Genomic DNA, 19,554 nt, shown 5'->3' on the forward strand with positions numbered 1-19,554 from the left:
TCAGGCCTCCGCTTCGCCGTGCCAGAGCAGCGGGTTGCCGCTGGCGCGGGTGTAGCCCGCCTCGCCCATCAACACGTCGAGCATCAGGCTGGCGAGGTCGTCGGCCACCGGATCGACGTGCAGGTCTTTCTCCTGGTAGAAGATCTTGCGGTAGGTGTGGCAGGACTCGCAGGCCTCCGCCTTGATGGCCTCGGAGCGGCCCTCGATCGACTGGTAGGAGATGTCCTTGGTGCTTTCGCAGTGCGAGCAGGTGACGCGCACGAGATGCCATTGGGTGGCGCACAGCGAGCAGCACAGATAGCGCAGGCCTTCGGACTTGCCGCCCACGCGCACCACGCTGGCCACCGGCATGCTGCCGCACATCGGGCATACGCCGAACGGGCTGGCCACCGGCATCTGGCGCGGGTCGAAGCGGCGCGCCAGGTCGGTGAAATAGACCTGCAGCGCGCCCATGATGAAGGGCGCGGCCGCGCTGTTGACGTCCACCTCGCGCTCGGACAGCAACGCATCGGCCTGGTCTTCGATGCTCTCGGGACTCTCGGCGATGGCGCTGCGCAGCTCGGTGCAGACGCGCACGGCCTCTTCCGGCAGGTCGGTGCGGGCCTGCAGCGCCTTCAGGATGTCGTCGAGCAGCGCGAGCCAGCGCGGATCGCGCTCCCAGCCCACCGCCTGCAGGGGCGGCATGCCGTGCGCCTGGGCCAGGTCGATGCGCGCCGGCGAGGCGCCCGGCAGGCCGGGATCGGCGATCGCCTTGAGCGTGGCCTGCTGGGCGTCGGCCAGCGCCGCCATCAGTTCGAGATAGCCGGCCACCGGGCTGTCGGCGGCCAGCGCGCGCAGGCGTGCCGCGCGGGTGGCGTAGAGATCCGACTCGGGTTGGCGCAGGCGCGGGATCGCCGTGTGTTCCAGGGATTCGATCTCACCCCGCGGAAGAATACGCTGCAATGTTCTCTCCAGATAAACAAACACGGCTGCCGCCGCGCAATGCGCGGACAGGCAGCCGTGCGGCGGGCCGGCCGGAGCCGGCGCCGGGATCGGGGTCGCAGGCCTATTTGCCGGCAGACTCCTTGCGCACGGCACGGAACCAGGCGCGATGGTGCTTCCAGGCCCATCCCCAGGTCACGGTGCCGCGCACCATGGCCCCGATCGAGCCCTTGACCCAGATCGCCGCGTAGATATGCACAATGATCGCGCAAATCAGTACGAATGCACAAACCGCGTGCAGCAGCGAGGCGGCGCGTACCGCCCAGATCGGGAAGTAGAACGAAAAATACTCGCGCCACATGACCAGCCCGCTCACCAGCAGGCCCAGCATGCACAGGATCAGGACGTAGAACAACAGCTTCTGGCCGGCGTTGTACTTGCCGACCTCGGGCAGCTTTTCCTCGCGGTTGTTGAGCACGTCGTTGATCTGCCGCAGCCACTGGTAGTCGTTCTTCGTCATCAGGTTGTTGCGCCACATGTGGATGGCGAACACGAAGAAGCAGAAGAACATCAGCAGGCCGATGAACGGGTGCAGGATGCGGGTCCAGGGGCCGCCGCCGAGCACCGCGTAGAGCGGCGAGAACGCAGGATGGAACAGCGCGAGCCCCGACAGGGCGAGCAGCACGAACGTGATGGCGATGAGCCAGTGGTTGGTGCGCTCGTTGGCGGTGTAGCGCAGGATCAGCTTGCGCCCGAACCGGTCGCGCGGCGCCTCGGGGGCGTGCGGGTGGACCGGCGGGCCGGGATCGCGGACGGGATCAGTCATGGCGAGCCTCCTCTTCGGCGCGGCGTTCGTCTTCCTCGTCGGTCTCGTTCGGGCCGACACGCACATAGTGGAAGAAGCCGGCCAGCGCCGTGAGCGCCATGACGGCCACGCTCAGCGGCTTGGTGACGCCCTTCCACAACGACACCATCGGGCTGATCTTCGGATCCTGCGGCAGCCCGTGATACAGCGTGGGCTGGTCGGCGTGGTGCAGCACGTACATGACGTGCGTGCCGCCCACGCCCTGCGGATCGTACAGGCCGGCCTTGTCGAAGCCGCGCGACTTCAGGTCTTCGATGCGTTCCGCGGCATGGTGCTTCATGTCCTCCTTGGTGCCGAACACGATGGCACCGGTGGGACAGGTCTTCACGCAGGCCGGCTCCTGTCCCACGGCCACGCGGTCGGAACACAGGGTGCACTTGTACGCCTTGTGGTCTTTCTGCGAGATGCGCGGGATGTTGAACGGGCAGCCGGTGATGCAGTAGCCGCAGCCGATGCAGTTTTCCTCGTGGAAGTCGACGATGCCGTTGTTGTACTGGATGATGGCGCCCGGCGACGGACAGGCCTTCAGGCAGCCGGGATCCTCGCAGTGCATGCAGCCGTCCTTGCGGATCAGCCACTCCAGGTTGCCGTTGGGATTCTCGTATTCGGAGAATCGCATCACGGTCCAGGAATGCTCGGTCAGGTCGGCCGGATTGTCGTACACGCCGACGTTCACGCCGACCTCGTCGCGCAGGTCGTTCCACTCCATGCACGCCACCTGGCAGGCCTTGCAGCCGATGCACTTGGAGACGTCGATCAGCTTGGCCACGCTGCCGGTGGAGGGCTCGCGCACGCCGGGGGGCGGCGTGGTGGTCGCGGAGCGCCGTTTGATGTCCAGGGATTGCATTGACATAGATTCGCTCCTCGCCCTAAGCCTTTTCGACCTTCACCAGGAACGACTTGAATTCCGGTGTCTGGCTGTTGCCATCGCCCACGAAGGGCGTCAGCGTGTTGGTCAAAAAGCCCGGCTTCGCTACGCCGACGAAGCCCCAGTGGATGGGGATGCCGACCTGGTGCACCGTGCGCCCTTCGATCGTGAGCGGCCGGATCCGCTTGGTCACGAGCGCGACCGCCTTGATGTAGCCGCGGTTCGACGACACCTTCACGCGCGAGCCGTTGGGAATGCCGAGCTCCTTGGCGAGCGCCTCGCCGATTTCCACGAACTGTTCCGGCTGCAGGATCGCGTTGAGCCTGACGTTCTTGGTCCAGTAGTGGAAGTGCTCGGTGAGGCGATAGGTGGTGGCCACGTGCGGGAACTGCTCCACCTTGCCCATGGCGGCGAGGTCGTCCTTGAACACGCGCGCCGCCGGATTGCTGGTCGCCTGCGGCACCTTGGGGTGCAGCGGGTTGTAGCCCAGCGGATTCTCGAACGGCTCGTAGTGCTCGGGGAACGGACCCTCGGCCATGCCGGCGCGCGCGAAGAAGCGCGCGACCCCTTCGGGATTCATGATGAAGGGGCCCATGCCGCCGGCCGGATCCTCGTCGCCCTTGAAGTCGGGGATGTCGGCGCCGGTCCAGGCCTTGCCGTTCCACGAGATCAGCTTGCGACGCGGGTCGAACGGCTTGCCCGCGGCATCGCAGGAGGCGCGGTTGTACAGCACGCGGCGGTTGGCCGGCCACGCCCAGGCCCAGTTCAGGGTCTGGCCGATGCCGGTGGGGTCGGTGTTGTCGCGCCGTGCCATCAGGTTGCCGGCCTCGGTCCAGGCGCCGGCGAAGATCCAGCAGCCCGACAAGGTCGAGCCATCGTCGCGCAACTCGGCGAAGCCCGAGAGCTGCTCGCCGGCCTTGCGCGTGATGCGGGTCGGATCCTTCGGGTCGACCAGGTCGGTGAGCGCGCGCCCGGTGTATTCCTTGGCCAGCTCGGCAGACGTGGGGCTTTCCGGATTGGAATACGGCCACCACAGATTGACGATCGGATCGGGATACTTGCCGCCCTCCTTCTGGTAGAGCTCGCGCATGCGGCTGAACAGCTGCGACATGATCTCGATGTCGCTCCTGGCCTCGCCCGGCGGCTCGGCGCCCTTCCAGTGCCACTGCAGCCAGCGGCCGGAGTTCACCAGCGCGCCCTCTTCCTCGGCGAAGCAGGTCGTGGGCAGGCGGAACACCTCGGTCTGGATCTTGGACGGATCCACGTCGTTGGCCTCGCCCGCGTTGCGCCAGAACTCCGAGGTCTCTGTGGCGAGCGGATCCATGATCACCAGGAACTTGAGCTTGGCGAAACCGGTGTCCAGCTTGTGCTTGTTGGGCGCGGCCGCCAGGGGGTTGAAGCCCTGGGCGATGTAGCCGTTCATCTTGCCCTGGTTCATCAGCTCATAGACCTGCAGCATGTCGTAGAGCTTGTCGAGCTTGGGCAGGTAGTCGTAGGCCCAGTTGTTCTCGACGGTCGCGGCCGGGCCCCACCAGGCCTTCATCAGGCTGACGTGGAACTTCCGGTAGTTCTGCCAGTAGCTCAGCTGGTTCTGGCGCAGCGGCTTGAGCGCACGGGTGTTGATGTACTTGTCGAAGTCCTGCTCCGGCTCGTTGGGCAGCGTCATGTAGCCCGGCAGCAGGTTCGACATCAGGCCGAGGTCGGTCAGGCCCTGGATGTTCGAGTGCCCGCGCAGCGCGTTCATGCCGCCGCCGGCGATGCCGATGTTGCCCAGCAGCAGCTGCACCATCGCGCCGGTGCGGATGATCTGCGAGCCGATCGAGTGCTGCGTCCAGCCCAGCGCGTAGAGGATCGTCGCGGCGCGGTCGGTGCCGGCCGTCGACGCGAGCGCCTCGCACACGTGCAGAAAGGCCGCCTTGGGCGTGCCGCACACGCGTTCGACCATCTCCTCGGTGTAGCGCGAGTAGTGCTTCTTCAGCAGCTGGTAGACGCAGCGCGGATGCGTGAGCGAAGGATCGGTCTTGACGAAGCCATCGTCGCCGCGCTCGTAGTCCCAGGTCGACTTGTCGTAGCTGCGCTTCTCGGCGTTGTAGCCGGAATACAGGCCGCCATCGAAGGCGAAGTCTTCGCGCACGATGAACGAAAAGTCGGTGTAGTTGCGCACGTACTCATGCTGGACCTTGTCGTTTTCCAGCAGATAACGGATCACGCCACCGAGGAAGATGATGTCGGTGCCGGTGCGTATGGGCGCGTAGAAGTCCGCCACGGACGCAGAGCGCGTGAAGCGCGGGTCCACGACGAGCAGTTTCGCCTTGTTGTGGGCTTTGGCTTCCGTGACCCATTTGAACCCGCAAGGGTGGGCCTCGGCGGCATTTCCGCCCATGATGAGAATTACATCCGCGTTCTTGATGTCGACCCAATGGTTCGTCATCGCTCCACGGCCAAACGTCGGGGCAAGACCTGCCACCGTCGGGCCATGTCAGACACGAGCCTGGTTATCGAACGCCAGCATCCCCATGCTGCGCACGACCTTGTGCGTCACGTAGGCGACCTCGTTGCTCGCGGCCGATGCGGCCAGCATGCCGGTGGTCACCCAGCGATTCACGGTCTTGCCGTCAGCGGTTTTCTCGATGAAGTTGGCGTCGCGATCGTCTTTCAACAGCTTCGCGATGCGCGTCAGCGCGTCGTTCCACGAGATGCGCTGCCACTTGTCCGAGCCCGGCGCGCGGTACTCGGGGTACTTCAGGCGGTTGGGGCTGTGGATGAAATCGATCAGGCCGGCGCCCTTCGGACAGAGCGTGCCGCGATTGACGGGGTGATCGTGATCGCCTTCGATGTGGACGATGCTGGATTCGGCGTTTTTCGCGCCGTCGCCCAGGCCATACATCAGGATCCCACAGGCGACCGAACAGTACGGACAGGTGTTGCGCGTTTCGGTCATCCGCGCGAGCTTGTACTGGCGCACTTCGGCCATGGCCTTGCCGGGAGCGACCCCGAGCAATGCCATGCTGGAGGCGGCCAGCGTGGAACCTGTCACCTTGAAGAACTGGCGGCGGTTCATGTTGAGCATGAATCACTCCCTTTCTGGTGAGTGGAGCGGGATCGGACGCGCGCCCTTTGCGGCACGTCCCATGGATCTCGCGGAATCCGCTTCAGTATAGGTTTTCGGTTACATGGCAGCAACGCCGGCGCGGGGTTATCGCCGAATTTGACGGTAGTTAGCGCGAATACTTCCCATTGACGTGAAAGTTGCGTGAAAGATGCTGCAGTGCAATGGCGCCGTTGCCGACCCGCCGGTACGATTACGCCTTTCCACTGCCGCAAGACCCACCATGGACGACGCCTTCAGCCACCAGCTTTCGATGACCATCCTGATGACGCCGGACATGGCGAATTTCTCGGGCAATGTGCACGGCGGCACCATTCTCAAATACCTGGACCAGGTGGCCTACGCCTGTGCGAGCCGGTATGCCGGCCAATACGTGGTCACGCTCTCGGTGGACCAGGTCGTGTTCCGCGAGCCCATCCACGTGGGCGAGCTGGTGACCTTCCTCGCCTCGGTCAACTACACCGGGCGCACCTCGATGGAGATCGGCATCAAGGTGGTCACCGAGGACATCCGGCGCAAGCTGGTGCGCCACACCAACAGCTGCTATTTCACGATGGTGGCGGTGGACGACAAGGGCCAGCCCACGGTGGTGCCGCAGCTCGAGCTGCGCACGCTCGAAGAGCGCCAGCGCTTCGAGGCCGCCAAGCAGCGCCGCGCGCTACGCCAGGAAATGGAAAACCGCCACGACGCGATCAAGAAGCAGGCGCACGTTCCGCAACCGGGCGTGCCGGGCTGAGCTCGGGCGCGGCCACCGCGACGACGGTGGCCCGGCCTTCGGCCGCGGGCGTGCCCGACGACGGCGGGGAGCGGTCGCCGGCGCGCGCCTGGCGGCCGAACAGGCGCTCGATGCCGCGCCACTGCTGGGCCCAGAAGCCGCGGCCGTAGTCGTAGCCGCCGTTCTCGGGCAGTTGATCGTGGATGCCGGTCGGGCCGTATTGGCCGTGAAAGCGGGCGGTGCGGCCCAGGATGTCCCAGATCGGGAACAGCGCGGCGAAGTTGTAGCCGCCCGCCGGGCCCGGCGACGAGGCGTCGTAGGCGATCGAGTGATGCTCGCGATGAAAGCGCGGGCCGACCACCAGGCGCGAGCCCCAGCGGCCGAAGCCCACGCGCAGATTGGCGTGCGACAGGCTCTCCACCAGCTGCGTGATGGCCACGATGGCCACGAACTGCGCCGGCGGCACGCCCACCAGCTGCGACACCACCACGATCACGGCATCGCGCAGCATGTCGTCGAGCAGATGGTTGCGGTTGTCGCTCCACATCGTCATCTGGCGCTGGCTGTGATGCAGCGAGTGCAGCGCCCAGAGCCAGCCGAAGCGATGCTGGGCGCGGTGGTAGAGATAATCGACCAGGTCGAACAGCAGCAGGTACAGCAGCAGGCTGGTCCAGGGGCCGTCGGTCACGCCGTGCCAGACCTGGTCGAGCTGGAACGTGGCCAGGCCCCACAGGTGGAACTGGCCGAACAGCGCGTCGAACAGCGGGTCCACGGCAAAGAACAGCGCCACGCGGAACAGGCCGAGGCGGTGCACCAGCGTGTAGATGACGTCGACGCCGATCTGCTGGCGGTCGCGCACGGCCTCGACCGGACGCAGGCGCTGCAGCGGGCCGAACACCAGCAGCAGGATCGCGACCTGGATCAGGCCGACCAGCAGCCACATGGTGGCGTCATAGGCGTCTTCGATGACGCTGGCCATCCCGAGATGGAACAGCACGGGCTGCACCACGGTCTCGAACAGCCATTGCTGGCAGGTGGAGAAGAATTGCGCCAGGGTATCCATGTCGGCACTCAATGATGCTGGGCCAGCCACGACGCATACGCGGGATGGTCGGCCAGCGTGGCAAAACAAAAACCTTTCTTCTGCAGCCCGGTGATCAGCGGCTCCAGCACGGCCGGCGCCCACGGGTCCTTGCGCGACCAGATGCCCAGGTGCGCGAGCAGGATGTCGCCCGGCTGGATGCGGCGCAGGGCCTGGTCCAGCAGCTTCGCGTTGGGGTACTTGTCGCTGGGCAGCTCGTCGCCGAGGAAGCCGGCGTCGGCCCAGCCCACGTGGGCATAACCGCACTGGCGCGCGGCCGCCAGCAGCTGGGGCGAGGTCTTGCCGCCCGGCGCGCGGTAGATCGGCAGCATGCGCTGGCCGGTCATGGCGGTGAAGCGCGTGGCCGAGCGCTTGATCTCGTCGCAATACTGCGCCGGCGTCATGGTGCTGCTCTGGTTGGCCTGCGGGCCGGCGCTGGGCCGCACCTTGAAGCCGCCGTCGGGCAGGTCGCCGCGCCAGTAGACGTGATCGTAGGTGTGCGAGCCGAAGGCGTGGCCCTCGGCCGCGCGCGCCTTCCACCAGGCGGCCCAGTGGTCGTCGAGGCTGCTGCCGTCGGTGAGCGTGCGCTCGTTGGCCAGGAAGAACGTGGCGTGCACGTGGTGGCGCTTGAGCACGTCGGCGATCAGGTCGGCCACGCCCATGTGGCCGGTGTCGAACGTGAGGTACACCGGCTTGTCGCAGGACGGCGCCGCCGCCGCGGGCAGCGCCGCGCCGGCGCCCACGGCCAGCGCGAGCGCGGCCGCGAGCGGGCGCACGATGCTAGTGCGTGGCCACATGGTTGAGGGTCCAGACGCCGTGGGGCGACTTGCCGACCTTGACCTGGTGGCTGACGGTCTTCTTCTCGAGGTCGATCACCGTCATCTTGCCGGCCCAGCGCGACGTGACCAGCAGGGTCTTGCCGTCGGCGAGGATGTCCATGCAATCAGGCCCGCCCGGCGCGGCGAACGTGTCGGTCACCTCGAGCGACTTCATGTCGATGCGGCTGATCGTGTTGGCCGTGCGGTTGCTCACGAAGAGGTGCCGGCCGTCGCCCTGGATGCGGAAGGCATGCGCGCCGGCGCCGGTCTTGATGCGCTTGACCAGCTTGGCGGGCTTGGCGGTGAGGTCGTAGGCCTCGACGTAGTTGTCGCCGGTGAGCGCGACCAGCAGGGTCTTGTCGTCGGGCGTGACGTAGACGTCGGCCGGGGTCTTGCCCACCGGCAGGGTCCAGAGCGGCGTCTGCGTGGCCAGGTCGATCGCGATGACCTGGTCGCTGTCCTGCAGCGACACGTAGGTGACGCGGCTCTTGCTGTCGATCGCGATGTGGCTCGGGGTCTTGCCGGCCGGCACGCGCTTGACCAGCTTCAGGTCGAAGGTCTTGCCGTTGGGGTGGTACGAATAGATGTCGATGTGATCGAGCCGGTTGGCCGCCGTGATGAACCACTTCATGTCGGGCGAGAAGCGCAGCTGGTACGGATCGACGATGCCGGTGAGCGTGCGCTGCACGTCGCCGGTGCGCGGGTCGAGCAGCGTGATCGTGTCGGAGGTGGCGTTGGCCACCATCAGCGATTGCTCGTCGGGCGTGAGGTAGAGGTGGTGCGGCTCCTTGCCGGTGGGCACGCGCTTGATCTCGGTGTAGGTGGCCGGATCGATGATGCTGACGTTGGCGTTCAGCGAGTTCAGCACGAAGATCGGCGCGGCGGCGGCCGACGCGCCAAGAACCATCCCCGCGCCCAGCATGGCGCAGCGGATCAGATGCAGGGGATTCAAGGTGAGCAATACCGTAAGAAAGTATCGACGCGCCCGCCCGGGGGGCGGGGCGGCCTGTGTGCGGCATGCCGGCTGCGGTCACGCTCGCGGCGCTTATTTTGTCATAGCGCCGGGCGCAAAGGGGGCTTGCTCAGGGCCCCGTCAGCAAACAGCTTCGCTTGTTGCCGCGCAGCAACAACTTCGGGCCGCAAGTCCTTGTTGTTACAAGGCTTTTGACCCGCCGGGCGGTAACGGAATGCATCGCCCGAACGGGCCGCGGGCCCGGTGTTCAGGCGGCCTCGGCGAGGCCGTGCTGGAACACGAAGCTGTCGCTGTAGAGGTGGTCGGCGCTGGCCCCGTGGGCGAGGAAGGCGCGCTTGGCGTCGTGGATCATCAGCGGCGAGCCGCACAGGTAGATCGCGTGTTCGGAGAGGTCGGGGAAATCCTGCAGCACCGCATCCTGCACGTAGCCGCGCCGGCCGGTCCAGCCGTCACCGGCGCGCGACAGCACCGGCACGAAGCTGAAGTCGTAGAGGCGCGCGCCCCAGGCCGCGATCTCGTCGCGCAGGTAGAGGTCGGCCTCGTCGCGGCCGCCCCAGTAGAGCGCCACCGGCGGGCAGTCGTCGTTGTCGAACAGCGCCTCCAGGATGGCGCGGATCGGCGCCAGCCCGGTGCCGGTGGCCACCATCAGCAGCGGCCGGTAGTCGCGCTCGTGATAGCAGAACGCGCCGAGCGGCGCCGCGATGCGCAGGGCCTCGCCGGGGCGGGTGCGCGCCAGCACGCCGTCGGTGAAGTGGCCGCCGGGGATGCGGCGCACGTGGAATTCCAGCAGGCCGGCGGCCGCGCCGTGGGCCGAGGCCAGCGAAAAGCTGCGCGCCCCGGCGTCGCCCGGCAGCAGCACGTTCACGTATTGCCCCGGCAGACAGGCGGGCAGCGCGGCCGGATCGACCCGCAGCACCAGCTTCCACACCGTGGGGCTGAGCGCTTCCACGCTGTGCACGACGGCGTCGAGCTCGCGCGGGTCGGCCAGCAGCGGGCCGCTGGCCGCCTGGATCACGAGGTCGGAGCAGGCGTGCGCCTGGCAGGCCAGCGCGTAGCCCTGGTCCGCCTCCTCCGGCGTGAGCGCCATGGGGAATTCGTCATAGGCCACCGTGCCGGCCTCGACGCGGATGCGGCAGGTGCCGCAGCCGCCGAAGGTGCATTCGCGCGGCAGCGCCACGCCGGCGCGGTCGCCGGCCTCCAGCAGCGATTCGCCGGGGTCGGCGGTGAACGCGGCGCGCGCGCCGTCGGGCAGGATCAGTTCGATGCGATGGCTCATGACGTTCCCCTCGGTGCCGGGATCACTTCTTGATGTCGGCCGCGACCAGCACCTTCATGCCCTGCTCGGCCAGCATGTCGGCCAGCGCGGCCAGCGCGGCCAGCCCGGCCTGGGTGTCCTGCTCGCCGTTGCCGCCCGACAGGCCGACGCCGCCGATCACCTGGTCATCGACCACGATCGGGAAGCCGCCGACGAACACCGCGAACTTGCCCTCGAAGCTCCACTGGATGCCGAAGGCCTCGTTGCCCGGCAGGGCCGGCCCGTTGGGGGCGGTGTTGAACAGGTGGGTCGAGCGCTTGTGGCCGGCGGCGGTGAAGGCCTTGTTCCAGGCGATCTGCGGGCCGGTGATGCGCGCGCCGTTCATGCGCTCCATGGCGATGGGATAGCCGCCGTCGTCGACCACGCAGATCGATTCGAGCACGCCGATCTCTTCGGACTTGCGGATGGCCGCGGCGATCATCTCGCGCGCTTCTTCGAGTTCGAGTCGATAGACTTTTTTCATTGCTGCTGCATCCTGTGAGGGCGATCAGCCGGCGCGATAGACCGTCTTGATCTGCGTGTAGAACTCCAGGCCGATGCGGCCGGATTCGCGGAAGGTGGAGGTGGACGAGCGCTTGAGCCCGCCGAACGGCGCGTTGATCAGGTTGCCGGTGGTGGTGCGGTTGATCTTCACCGTGCCGGCCTGGATGTCGCGCGCGAAGCGGTGCGCGTAGTGCGCGTTGGTGGTGGCGATGGCCGCCGCCAGCCCGTATTCCGTGTCGTTGGCGCAGGCCACCGCGTCGTCGTAGCCGGCCACCTCGATCAGGGCGATCACGGGGCCGAAGATTTCCTCGCGGGCGAGGCGCGCGTCGCGCGCCACGTCGGTGAACACCGCGGGCGTGACGTAATAGCCGTGGGCGAAATCGCCGTCCTTGAGCTGCTCGCCGCCGCACAGCAGGCGCGCCTCCTGCTTGCCGATCTCGATGTAGCCGAGCACCGTGTCGAGCTGGCGCGCCGTGGCGAGCGGGCCCACGTCGAAGCTGCCGCGCGCGCTGTCGCCCACGCTCAGCCTGGCGACCCGGGCCAGCAGTTTTTCGGTGAAGGCCTGCTTGACCGGCGCGTCGACCAGCACGCGGCTGGTGCCGGTGCAGGCCTGGCCCGAGAGCGAGAAACCGCCCTTGATGACGAGGTCCACGGCACGGTCCAGGTCGGCGTCGGCCATCACGATGAGCGGATTCTTGCCGCCCAGTTCCATCTGCGTGCGGGTGGTCATGTCGACCGAGCGATGGATCTGTTCGCCCGCCTGGGTCGAACCCGTGAACGACACGGCGCGCACGGCCTTGTTGCGCGTGATGGCCTCGCCCACCGCGCCGGCCGGGCCGGTGATGAAGTTCAGCACGCCGGCGGGCAGGCCCGCCTCGATCAGCGCCTCGGCCAGGCGCAGGCCCGACAGCGGCGCGTCGGAAGACGGCTTGAACACCACGGTGTTGCCGGTGATGAGCGCCGGCGCGATCTTGCGCGCGGGGATCGAGATCGGGAAATTCCAGGGCGAGATGACAGTGACCACGCCGAGCGGCTCGCGCTGCGTGTAGACCACCATGTCGGGATCGTCGTTGACGAAGGTCTCGCCGGTGAAGGACTGGCCTTCGGCGGCGTAGAAGCGCAGCGTCTGCGCCGAGCGCATGACCTCGTCGCGGGCGAGGTTGGCGGCCTTGCCCTCCTCGCGCATCAGCTCCTGGCCGATCTGGTCGGCGCGGGCCTCGAGCCATTCGGCGGCGCGGTTCAGGATCGCGGCGCGCTTGCTGATCGCGGTGTCGCGCCAGCCGTCGAAGGCAGCCTGCGCCGCGGCCACGGCGCGCTCGCCGTCTTCCGCGGCGGACACCTGGAAGTGGCCCACCACGTCGCGCGTGTCGGCGGGGTTGCGGTTGGGGGCGGTCTTGCCGGAGGCGCAGGAGACCCATGCGCCGCCGATGTGATTCTGGAAAGTCTGCTGTTGCAAGTCTTGCACGCTGGCCTCGCGAATTCGATGCCGGCGGCACGTGCGCGCCGCCGGCGGGTTCGTCACCTGCTTGCCTGCCTCACGCGGCGCGCTTGAGCTGGTCGAGCGCGATCTCGTTCTGCACGTAGTCGGTGTAGAGCGCGGTGGTGTAGAGCAGACGCATCTGCGCGCCCACTTCACAGATCTTCAGGCAGCGCTGCTGCAGTTCCGGCGTGTTGGCATGCTCCAGCACGATCTGGTAGCCGCGCTCGCCGTGGATCTCGTCGGACACGATGTGCAGGTCGAAGAATTCGACCTCTTCGTCGGTGAAGCCGTACTTGTCGCGCAGGGTCGGGGTCTGCTTGCGGTAGATCGACGGCACCTGCGATTCCAGGCCGACCACCAGGCCGGCGACCGCCACGATGGGGTCTTCGCGCATGGCGACCGCGTAGCACCAGCTCTGCAGGCCGCGGGTGGTGGGCGACATGTTGTCGGGGCTGGTGACGCGCTCGCGGGTGGTGCCGCAGGCCTCGGCGAAGCGGATCAGCAGGTCGGTGTGGCGGTCGCCGCCGATTTCCTCTTCGTACATGTTGGCCAGCAGGAAGTCCTTGGCCTCGGTGTAGGTGTCGGGCGTGCGGGCATAGATGTAGGCCAGGTAGTCGGCGAACGGGCCGACGTAGTGGTAGTGGTTCTCGGCCCAGCGGGCCAGGTGCTCGCGGCTGAGCTGGCCGCTGGCCCAGGCGATGGAGAACGGCGAAGCATTGGCGCTCTTGCCCTTGATGGCGTTTTCCAGGGCGCTGCGAAATTCCTCACGGGTCATCAGTTCCGACATGGCTGGCTCCTAAATCCGGGTCTGTCAGGGGGGAAACACCGCAAGGCAGGACACCTGCATTCGCGGTCTCGAGTAGGTATGAATATTGTATACTGTAAGCAGTCGAGGTCAGCTCGGGGAAACCCTTGGGTCGGTATTTCCCGCCCTCCGCCGACCCGGCGAGGCCGCCGCCGCGCATTGCGGCGCCCGCGCGGGCTGGGCGCAGCGCAGCGGGTGGGCAGCGGGAAAAGGAAAGGGGCGCGAATCCGCGCCCCTTCGTCGTGGCGGCCCCGAGGCCGCGCGTCACGCCCAGATCAGGATCGCCAGCGTGGTCGATACGCACAGCGCCAGCACCACGGGCAGCATCAGCGCGCGCACCATGTCGAGCACGTGCACCCGGGCAAAGCCGGCCACGGCGATCAGCGAGGACCAGGCGATGAGCGTGCCGCCGCCGGTCCAGACCGCGCCCATCTGGCCCACCGCGGCCAGCGTGGCCGGATCGATGCCCGACACCGGGCCGAGCGCGCCGGACAGGGTGCCGGTCAGGGGCAGGCCGGCGAAGCCGGAGCCGTCGATGCCGGTGATCATGCCCACCAGCAGCACGCCGAAGCCGACCAGGAAGTGGTTGTCGGGAATCAGGTGCTGGGACGCGCTGATGAGGTCGAACAGCAGGCCCGGCGCGTGGCCGCCCTGGATGCCCAGAATGGGGCCGGCCGTCTCGGCCGCGCCCACGAAGAAGAAGCCCGCGATCGGCAGCACCGAGCCCATCGCCTTGAACGCGAAAACGAAGCCGTCGGTCACGTGGTCGGGGCACACGTCCAGCATGCGGCGCGGGCCCTCGGCGGCCAGCGTGGCGAGCATCATCAGCACGAAGGCCACGCCGCCGACCAACGCCGCCGCGTCGCCGCCGCGCAGCTCGGCCATCCCGCCCAGCAGGCCGGGCGCGGCCATCAGCACGATCACGCCCATGAAGGTCAGCGGCGTCAGCACCGCGAACACGCGCGACCACCTGGCCAGACGCGCCGCGCTGGCATGGGCCGGCGCGGCAGGCTGGCTGGTGCCGCGCGCCAGCTCGGCCTTGTCGAAGGTGCCGGCATGCTCGAGCGGCTCGGCGGCGGCGCCGCCGGCGCGGGCCTGCCAGGCCGTCAGCAGCGCGGCGCTGCCCGGCACGATCTGGCGCCGCATGTAGAGATAGGTCATGACCAGCGCGATCGCGCCGGTCACGAGCGACAGCACCAGGGCCCGGTCGGCGACCACCGCCGCGCTCACCGCCGCGCCGGCGGCCTTGGCGCTGATGCCGGGCGCCACGCCGATCACGTAGTCCGACGAGAGCGCCATGCCCTGGCCGGCGATCGCGATGGCCATCGCGCCCGCCAGCGGCGGCAGGCCGGCGGCGATGGCGGCCGGCAGCAGGATGGCGCAGACCAGCGGCACCGCGGGCGTGGGCCAGAAGAACAGCGACAGGCCGTAGGTACAGCCGGCCAGGATCAGGAACGACGCGTGGCCGTTGGTCATCACGCGGCGCAGCGGCTGCACCATGCGCACGTCGGCTTGCAGCACCTTGAGCGCGTTGAGCAACGCGGTCATGAAGGTGATGACCAGGAAGATGTTGAACAGCTCCTTGGCGGCCACGAAGCTGGCCGAGAAAATGCCCACCAGCGCGCTGATCGGATTGCCGGTGTAGGCCAGCACCACCAGGAACGTGCCGATCACCGACGGGACGACCACATTGGCCCGCAGGATCATGGTGAGGATGATGGCGGCCACGCTGAGCAGATACAGCCAGTGCGCGGCGCCGAGAACGACTTCGGATTGCATGCGAACTTCCCCTTACCTTATGCGGGCCGTATCGGCCTCATATGAACGGTATACTATATTTTGTCGAGTCGACTCACCAGCGCTTTATGCCGCATTTAGGGAATACGCTAGGACGCCATAGAGCCAGGCGGTTATGAGACAGGGCCGAGGCATGCAGGAAAACCCGGGCTTATGACGCTTCAGGAAGCGGTAGCATAATAAATTGCATACCGTATACCAAATTTCCCGATGCTCTCGACTCCTTTCCCCTGGCTGGCCGGCGAACCCCAGGCCTGGCAACTGCTCGTCATGGCCGGCGTGGTGCTGGCGGCCGCGGTGGCCCAGGGCATCGGCGGCATCGGCTTCGCGATGCTGGCCGCGCCGGTGGCGGCCCTGTTCTTTCCCCAGCTCGCGCCAGGCCCGCTGCTCACGCTCGGCGGCTTCATCTCGCTGCTGGGCGCGCTGCGCGAACGCGCCGCCATCGACTGGCGCTACGTGGGATACACGCTCACCGGGCGCTGCGCCGGGACGCTGCTGGCCGTGTATGCGATGGCGCGCTTCGCGCCCGACCTGATGGGCACGCTGTTCGCGCTGGCGATCCTGGCGGGCGTGGCGATCAGCGTGGCGGGCGTGCGCCTGCCGTGTTCGCCGCGCAGCCTGTGCGGCGCCGGGCTGGCCTCGGGCGTGATGGGCACCCTCACCTCGATCGGCGCGCCGCCGCTCGCGCTCGTCATGCAGCACGAGACGCCGGCCCGGTTGCGCGCCACCATCGGCATCATCCTGTTCATCGGCGCCTCGTTTTCGCTCGGCATGCTCAATCTCACCGGCCACTACGGCGTGCCGCAGTTCCTGCTCAGCGTGTTCCTGCTGCCCTTTCTGTTGCTCGGCTTCGCGCTGTCGGGGCGCCTGAAGGCGGTGCTGGCGCCCCGGGTGGTGCGCCGGTTCCTGCTGGCGATCTGTGCGGCGGGCGCCGTGGTGGTGCTGGTCCAGGCGCGCTGGCCGGGATGAGCGGTGGGCCTCTCCGCCGGATGATCGGTCGGTGATGGGGCCGGTGTGGCAGCGGCGATCATCGGAGTCCGTCCGAAAAGCCGTGTTTGCCCGGCTGACGGAAACCGGGGGCGGGGGTCTACAATGGATGCAGTATTCATTCTGCACATTCATCCTGCACACCTAAGCCATGGCTCTCCCGGGTTACAGCATGCATTCCATCGACAACGGTTCCGCGCCTTCCATGAAGATCGGCGATCAGCACACGCCGCTGTTCGCGGTGATCCGCGATCGGCTGCGCGAGCGCATCCTGAGCGGCGAGTTCACACCGGGCGACCGCCTGATCGAAGGGCGGCTGTCCGAAGACATGGGCGTGTCGCGCATTCCGGTGCGCGAGGCGCTGCGCGCGCTCGCCGCCGAAGGCCTGGTCACCATCGAGCCGCGCCGGGGCGCGTCGGTGGCGGTGCTGTCCGACGAGATCGCCTACGACATGGTCGAGGTGCGCGCCACGCTCGAAGGCCTGAACGCCAAGCTGGCCGCGCAGCGCCGCGACGACAAGACGGTCACCCGCCTGCAGGCCTTCCTGGCGCAGGGCGCCGAGGCCGTGCGCGGCGACGACCTGCAATCGTTCCTGGGGCTGAATTCGCAGTTTCACGAGATGCTGGCCACCATCGCCGGCAACGTGGTGCTCACCGATCTGATGCGTTCGCTGCGCGATCGCACGGCGCTGCTGTTCGCGCCCAGCAACATGCTGCGCGCGCGCCAGAACTGGGAAGAGCATTCGCAGATCCTCAACGCCGTCATCGCCGGCAACGGCGAGCTGGCCGCGCTGCTGGCCACCCAGCACGTGCACAACGCCGCGCGCGCCTACACCGACGCGCAGAAGCCGGCGCAGACCTCGGCCGCCTGAGCGCGGCCGCGCGGTCGCGCGTGGCGCAGCCGCCCCGCGGTCCGCGCCGCGCGCATCAGGGCGCGTCCCAGCCCTCTTGTTCGGCCACGCGCCGGTAGGCCAGCCCGGCCAGCGCGATGTCTTCCAGGCCCACCCCCACCGATTTGTAGATCAGGATGTCCTGCGCCGACTGGCGCAGCGGCGCGCCGGCGAGCACCTCGTCGAGCTGGGCGATCTTGCCGGCCACGCCGCACAGCGGGTCGGCCAGCACCAGGTCGCCGGCCTCGGCCAGCGTCTGTTCGCGCCACTCCACCACGATGGCGCGCGCTCGCGCCAGCGCGCGGTCGTCGAGCTCGCGCGTGGTGGGCAGGCTCGAGCCGATCGCGGCCACGAATGCGCCCGGCTTGAGCGCGTCGCCGGCAAACAAGGGCGTGGCCGCGCGCGACGCCGTGACCAGCACGTCCGCCTGCGCCGCGAGCGCGCGCGGCTCGGCCAGCGCCACCGGCACGCCGCAGGCCTGGGCCAGGCGCTCGGGCATGGCCGCGTCGGCGTGCGGATCGTTCACCAGCACCTGCTCGAAGTCGAAACGCGCGCACAGCTGTGCGACGTGTTCGCGGCCCTGCGTGCCGGCGCCGAACAGGCCCAGCACGCGCGGCGCGGCGGGTGCCAGCCGGCCTGCCGCCAGCACGGTGCAGGCCGCGGTGCGGCGGCGCGTGAGCGCGGCGGCGTCGAGCGTGGCGAGCGGGCGGCCGTCGCGCGCCGAGAACAGCAGGATGACGAAACGGAACTGGCCCGCGATGGTGGTGTAGACCTTGGCGCCCACCACCTGCTGGTCCGGGATCACCGCGCCCAGCGTCGAGAGCTTCACGCCGCCGGCGTCGGTGCGCACGCGGCCCTGCATCGCCGCCTTGCCCTGGCCGAACGCGAGAAAGGCCGCGGCCAGGGTGTCCTGCGCCTCGGCCGGCGTGATCGCGGCGTCGATCATGGCATCGTCGAGATGTCTCATCGCGGCGCCGTCCGGGGTTGCCACGACACCTTGATGTCGCCGTTGACGAAGGTCTGGCAGGCCATGCGGAAGCCCTGTTCCAGGTCCTGCTCGGTGAGGTGCTTGCGTTCCTTGGGCTTGACCGGGTCGGTGTGCTCGAGGCCTTCCTCGATGAGGCAGCGGCAGGTGCCGCACAGGCCGCCGCCGCACTTGAACGGGATGCCGCCCTGTTCCTTGAGGGAGACGCGCAGGAGGTTGCTGTTCTCCGGCGCTTCGACGACCTTGCCGCCGTTGGTGATGAAGGTGATGGCTACCATGGTGCTGCTCATTGCTCCCGGCGGATCAGCTCCGCCTGCATGCTGCCGAAGCGGGTGAGATGGTCCAGCTCGCCGCGCGCCGCGGCGATGCTGTCGAACTGCTCGAGAAACTTGCTCGGCACCAGGTTCACGACGTGCGGCGGCGCGTCTTCCACGATGCGCACGCGGGTCGGGGCCTCGAGCGCGGCGATCTCGAAGTGGGCCAGGCAGCGGCCGTAGAACATGTAGTCGTAGCGTTCGACCACGCGCAGGCCGTCGCCGGCCTCGGTGCGGAACTGGCCGGGCTTGCTGGTGAGGATCACGAACATCCGGCCGTCTCCGCGGTGCCGCCTATCGAGGCGGCACCCAGCGTGTTGCCGCCCAATGCCGTGCCTGCGGCCTGCGCCGGTTGCGCCAGTTCGATGTCGTGCGTGATCCAGAGCTGGCAGGCCAGGCGCCAGCCCTGCTCGATGCGCTCGCCGAGCTGCTTTTTTTCCTTCCAGTTGGGCGGGGGCAGGTGTTCGGCGCCCTTGAGCACCTGGCAGGCGCAGGTGGCGCACTTGCCCATGCCGCACTGATAGCTCAGGTTGGGATAGGGGAACTGCTTGATTCCCGCGCGCACCACCAGATTGGTGTTGTCCTTCACCTCGTCGGTGAGGACCGTGTCGCCCTTGTGAAAAACCACGGTCGGCATGAGCTGCCTCTCCCTTGTCTGCCCGGGCGGCGGCAGGCCGGCCCGGCGCGGCGCACCCTTTGGTGCGTCGCTTTATGAATATTGTATACCGTTAAGGATTTTGGCCGGTCTCAGGTAAATCCCGTAGAGACCGCCGTGGCCCGGCAAGAGGCGGTCAATCCGTCCTCTTTTACTCAGATAAGACGCCCGTTTGCGCCATATCAAGGGATAGAAAGCCGGCGCAAGGCGTTGCCATGAAAAGAGAGGCGAAAGTCGGTACAATGAATACATTAATCAAGCAATAGGTATTTGCCATGAAGTCCCTCGCCTCCCAACCCCACACCGTGCGCGTCGGCGCGCAACTGATTCCGTACTTCGACCAACGCAACGCGCTGCGCCGCACCGTCCCGCTGATTCCGTTCAGCTGGGCGGACCTGCGCGCCTTGCTGCGCGCGCCGCGGCGCGCCAAGGCCCCGGCACGGCGGGACGAGGCCGAGGCCTGCCACTCGCACTGAGCGGCGGTCCGCCGCGGG

The 19,554-nt window shown here is 67.9% G+C and carries 19 protein-coding genes and 1 pseudogene; 4 read left to right on the plus strand and 16 right to left on the minus strand.

Features of this window, described 5'->3' with window-relative positions; translation table 11 throughout:
- The 4 genes from fdhE to fdnG form a co-directional block, all read right to left on the minus strand.
- Positions 1-942: a formate dehydrogenase accessory protein FdhE gene (gene fdhE / locus CEG14_RS01730; protein WP_094824628.1), complete on the minus strand. Its 942-nt coding sequence runs from the start codon at positions 940-942 to the stop codon at positions 1-3.
- 103 nt (positions 943-1,045) lie between these two features.
- Entirely contained in the window at positions 1,046-1,747 is a 702-nt protein-coding gene (locus CEG14_RS01735; RefSeq protein WP_094824629.1) for a formate dehydrogenase subunit gamma, read from the minus strand.
- Complete coding sequence (gene fdxH, locus CEG14_RS01740; RefSeq protein ID WP_094824630.1) at positions 1,740-2,639, minus strand: formate dehydrogenase subunit beta; 900 nt, start codon at positions 2,637-2,639, stop codon at positions 1,740-1,742. The genes CEG14_RS01735 and fdxH overlap by 8 nt, the downstream gene beginning before the upstream one ends.
- Positions 2,640-2,655: 16 nt before the next feature.
- A complete protein-coding gene (fdnG, locus tag CEG14_RS01745) occupies positions 2,656-5,724 on the minus strand; it encodes a formate dehydrogenase-N subunit alpha (protein ID WP_141243273.1) in 3,069 nt (1,022 codons plus the stop codon).
- A 262-nt stretch (positions 5,725-5,986) separates the two neighbouring features.
- On the opposite strand from fdnG, the gene CEG14_RS01755 reads away from it, so the two are divergent.
- Positions 5,987-6,499, plus strand: coding sequence for an acyl-CoA thioesterase (locus tag CEG14_RS01755; RefSeq protein ID WP_094824633.1), 513 nt, complete (start codon positions 5,987-5,989; stop codon positions 6,497-6,499).
- 91 nt (positions 6,500-6,590) lie between these two features.
- Here the strand turns inward: CEG14_RS01755 and CEG14_RS01760 are convergent.
- From CEG14_RS01760 to CEG14_RS01795, 8 genes and pseudogenes are all read right to left on the minus strand, one after another.
- Positions 6,591-7,541 (minus strand): annotated as a pseudogene (locus tag CEG14_RS01760) (sterol desaturase family protein); the annotation flags it as partial.
- A gap of 8 nt (positions 7,542-7,549) precedes the next feature.
- Complete coding sequence (locus CEG14_RS01765; protein ID WP_094824635.1) at positions 7,550-8,356, minus strand: polysaccharide deacetylase family protein; 807 nt, start codon at positions 8,354-8,356, stop codon at positions 7,550-7,552.
- Entirely contained in the window at positions 8,340-9,329 is a 990-nt protein-coding gene (locus CEG14_RS01770; protein WP_094824636.1) for a YVTN family beta-propeller repeat protein, read from the minus strand. Before CEG14_RS01770 ends, CEG14_RS01765 begins: the two co-directional genes overlap by 17 nt.
- A 268-nt stretch (positions 9,330-9,597) precedes the next feature.
- Positions 9,598-10,626 (minus strand): 2Fe-2S iron-sulfur cluster-binding protein, encoded by a 1,029-nt coding sequence (locus CEG14_RS01775; RefSeq protein WP_094824637.1) that lies wholly within the window; start codon positions 10,624-10,626, stop codon positions 9,598-9,600.
- A 22-nt stretch (positions 10,627-10,648) separates the two neighbouring features.
- Positions 10,649-11,128 (minus strand): GlcG/HbpS family heme-binding protein, encoded by a 480-nt coding sequence (locus CEG14_RS01780; RefSeq protein WP_094824638.1) that lies wholly within the window; start codon positions 11,126-11,128, stop codon positions 10,649-10,651.
- Positions 11,129-11,152: 24 nt separating this feature from the next.
- Positions 11,153-12,613 carry an aldehyde dehydrogenase family protein gene (locus CEG14_RS01785; protein WP_094824639.1) on the minus strand — a complete coding sequence of 487 codons (1,461 nt, stop codon included), beginning with the start codon at positions 12,611-12,613 and terminating at the stop codon, positions 11,153-11,155.
- Between the two features lie 70 nt (positions 12,614-12,683).
- Positions 12,684-13,415, minus strand: coding sequence for a TenA family transcriptional regulator (locus CEG14_RS01790; protein WP_094824640.1), 732 nt, complete (start codon positions 13,413-13,415; stop codon positions 12,684-12,686).
- Positions 13,416-13,697: 282 nt separating this feature from the next.
- Complete coding sequence (locus CEG14_RS01795) at positions 13,698-15,212, minus strand: hypothetical protein (RefSeq protein ID WP_094824641.1); 1,515 nt, start codon at positions 15,210-15,212, stop codon at positions 13,698-13,700.
- A gap of 228 nt (positions 15,213-15,440) precedes the next feature.
- On the opposite strand from CEG14_RS01795, the gene CEG14_RS01800 reads away from it, so the two are divergent.
- Positions 15,441-16,199, plus strand: coding sequence for a sulfite exporter TauE/SafE family protein (locus CEG14_RS01800; RefSeq protein WP_373454162.1), 759 nt, complete (start codon positions 15,441-15,443; stop codon positions 16,197-16,199).
- A 169-nt stretch (positions 16,200-16,368) separates the two neighbouring features.
- Positions 16,369-17,088, plus strand: coding sequence for a GntR family transcriptional regulator (locus tag CEG14_RS01805; protein WP_094824642.1), 720 nt, complete (start codon positions 16,369-16,371; stop codon positions 17,086-17,088).
- Between the two features lie 55 nt (positions 17,089-17,143).
- Here the strand turns inward: CEG14_RS01805 and CEG14_RS01810 are convergent, their stop codons facing one another.
- The 4 genes from CEG14_RS01810 to CEG14_RS01825 are packed head-to-tail and all read right to left on the minus strand — an operon-like array spanning position 17,144 to position 19,042.
- The gene (locus tag CEG14_RS01810; protein ID WP_094824643.1) at positions 17,144-18,073 is read right to left on the minus strand and encodes an ornithine cyclodeaminase family protein; all 930 of its coding nucleotides are present in this window, start codon (positions 18,071-18,073) and stop codon (positions 17,144-17,146) included.
- On the minus strand, positions 18,070-18,369 hold the full coding sequence (locus CEG14_RS01815; RefSeq protein ID WP_176461350.1) for a 2Fe-2S iron-sulfur cluster-binding protein: 300 nt from the start codon (positions 18,367-18,369) through the stop codon (positions 18,070-18,072). Before CEG14_RS01815 ends, CEG14_RS01810 begins: the two co-directional genes overlap by 4 nt.
- Before the next feature lie 8 nt (positions 18,370-18,377).
- Positions 18,378-18,677 (minus strand): ferredoxin, encoded by a 300-nt coding sequence (locus CEG14_RS01820; protein ID WP_094824645.1) that lies wholly within the window; start codon positions 18,675-18,677, stop codon positions 18,378-18,380.
- Positions 18,668-19,042, minus strand: a complete 375-nt coding sequence (locus CEG14_RS01825; RefSeq protein ID WP_094824646.1) for a 2Fe-2S iron-sulfur cluster-binding protein — start codon at positions 19,040-19,042, stop codon at positions 18,668-18,670. Before CEG14_RS01825 ends, CEG14_RS01820 begins: the two co-directional genes overlap by 10 nt.
- Positions 19,043-19,335: 293 nt before the next feature.
- Here CEG14_RS01825 and CEG14_RS01830 point away from each other — a divergent pair, with 293 nt between their 5' ends.
- Complete coding sequence (locus CEG14_RS01830; RefSeq protein ID WP_094824647.1) at positions 19,336-19,536, plus strand: hypothetical protein; 201 nt, start codon at positions 19,336-19,338, stop codon at positions 19,534-19,536.
- The last annotated feature ends 18 nt before the right edge of the window (positions 19,537-19,554 follow it).

This window comes from Bordetella genomosp. 1, assembly GCF_002261335.1.
Classification (GTDB): domain Bacteria; phylum Pseudomonadota; class Gammaproteobacteria; order Burkholderiales; family Burkholderiaceae_B; genus Bordetella.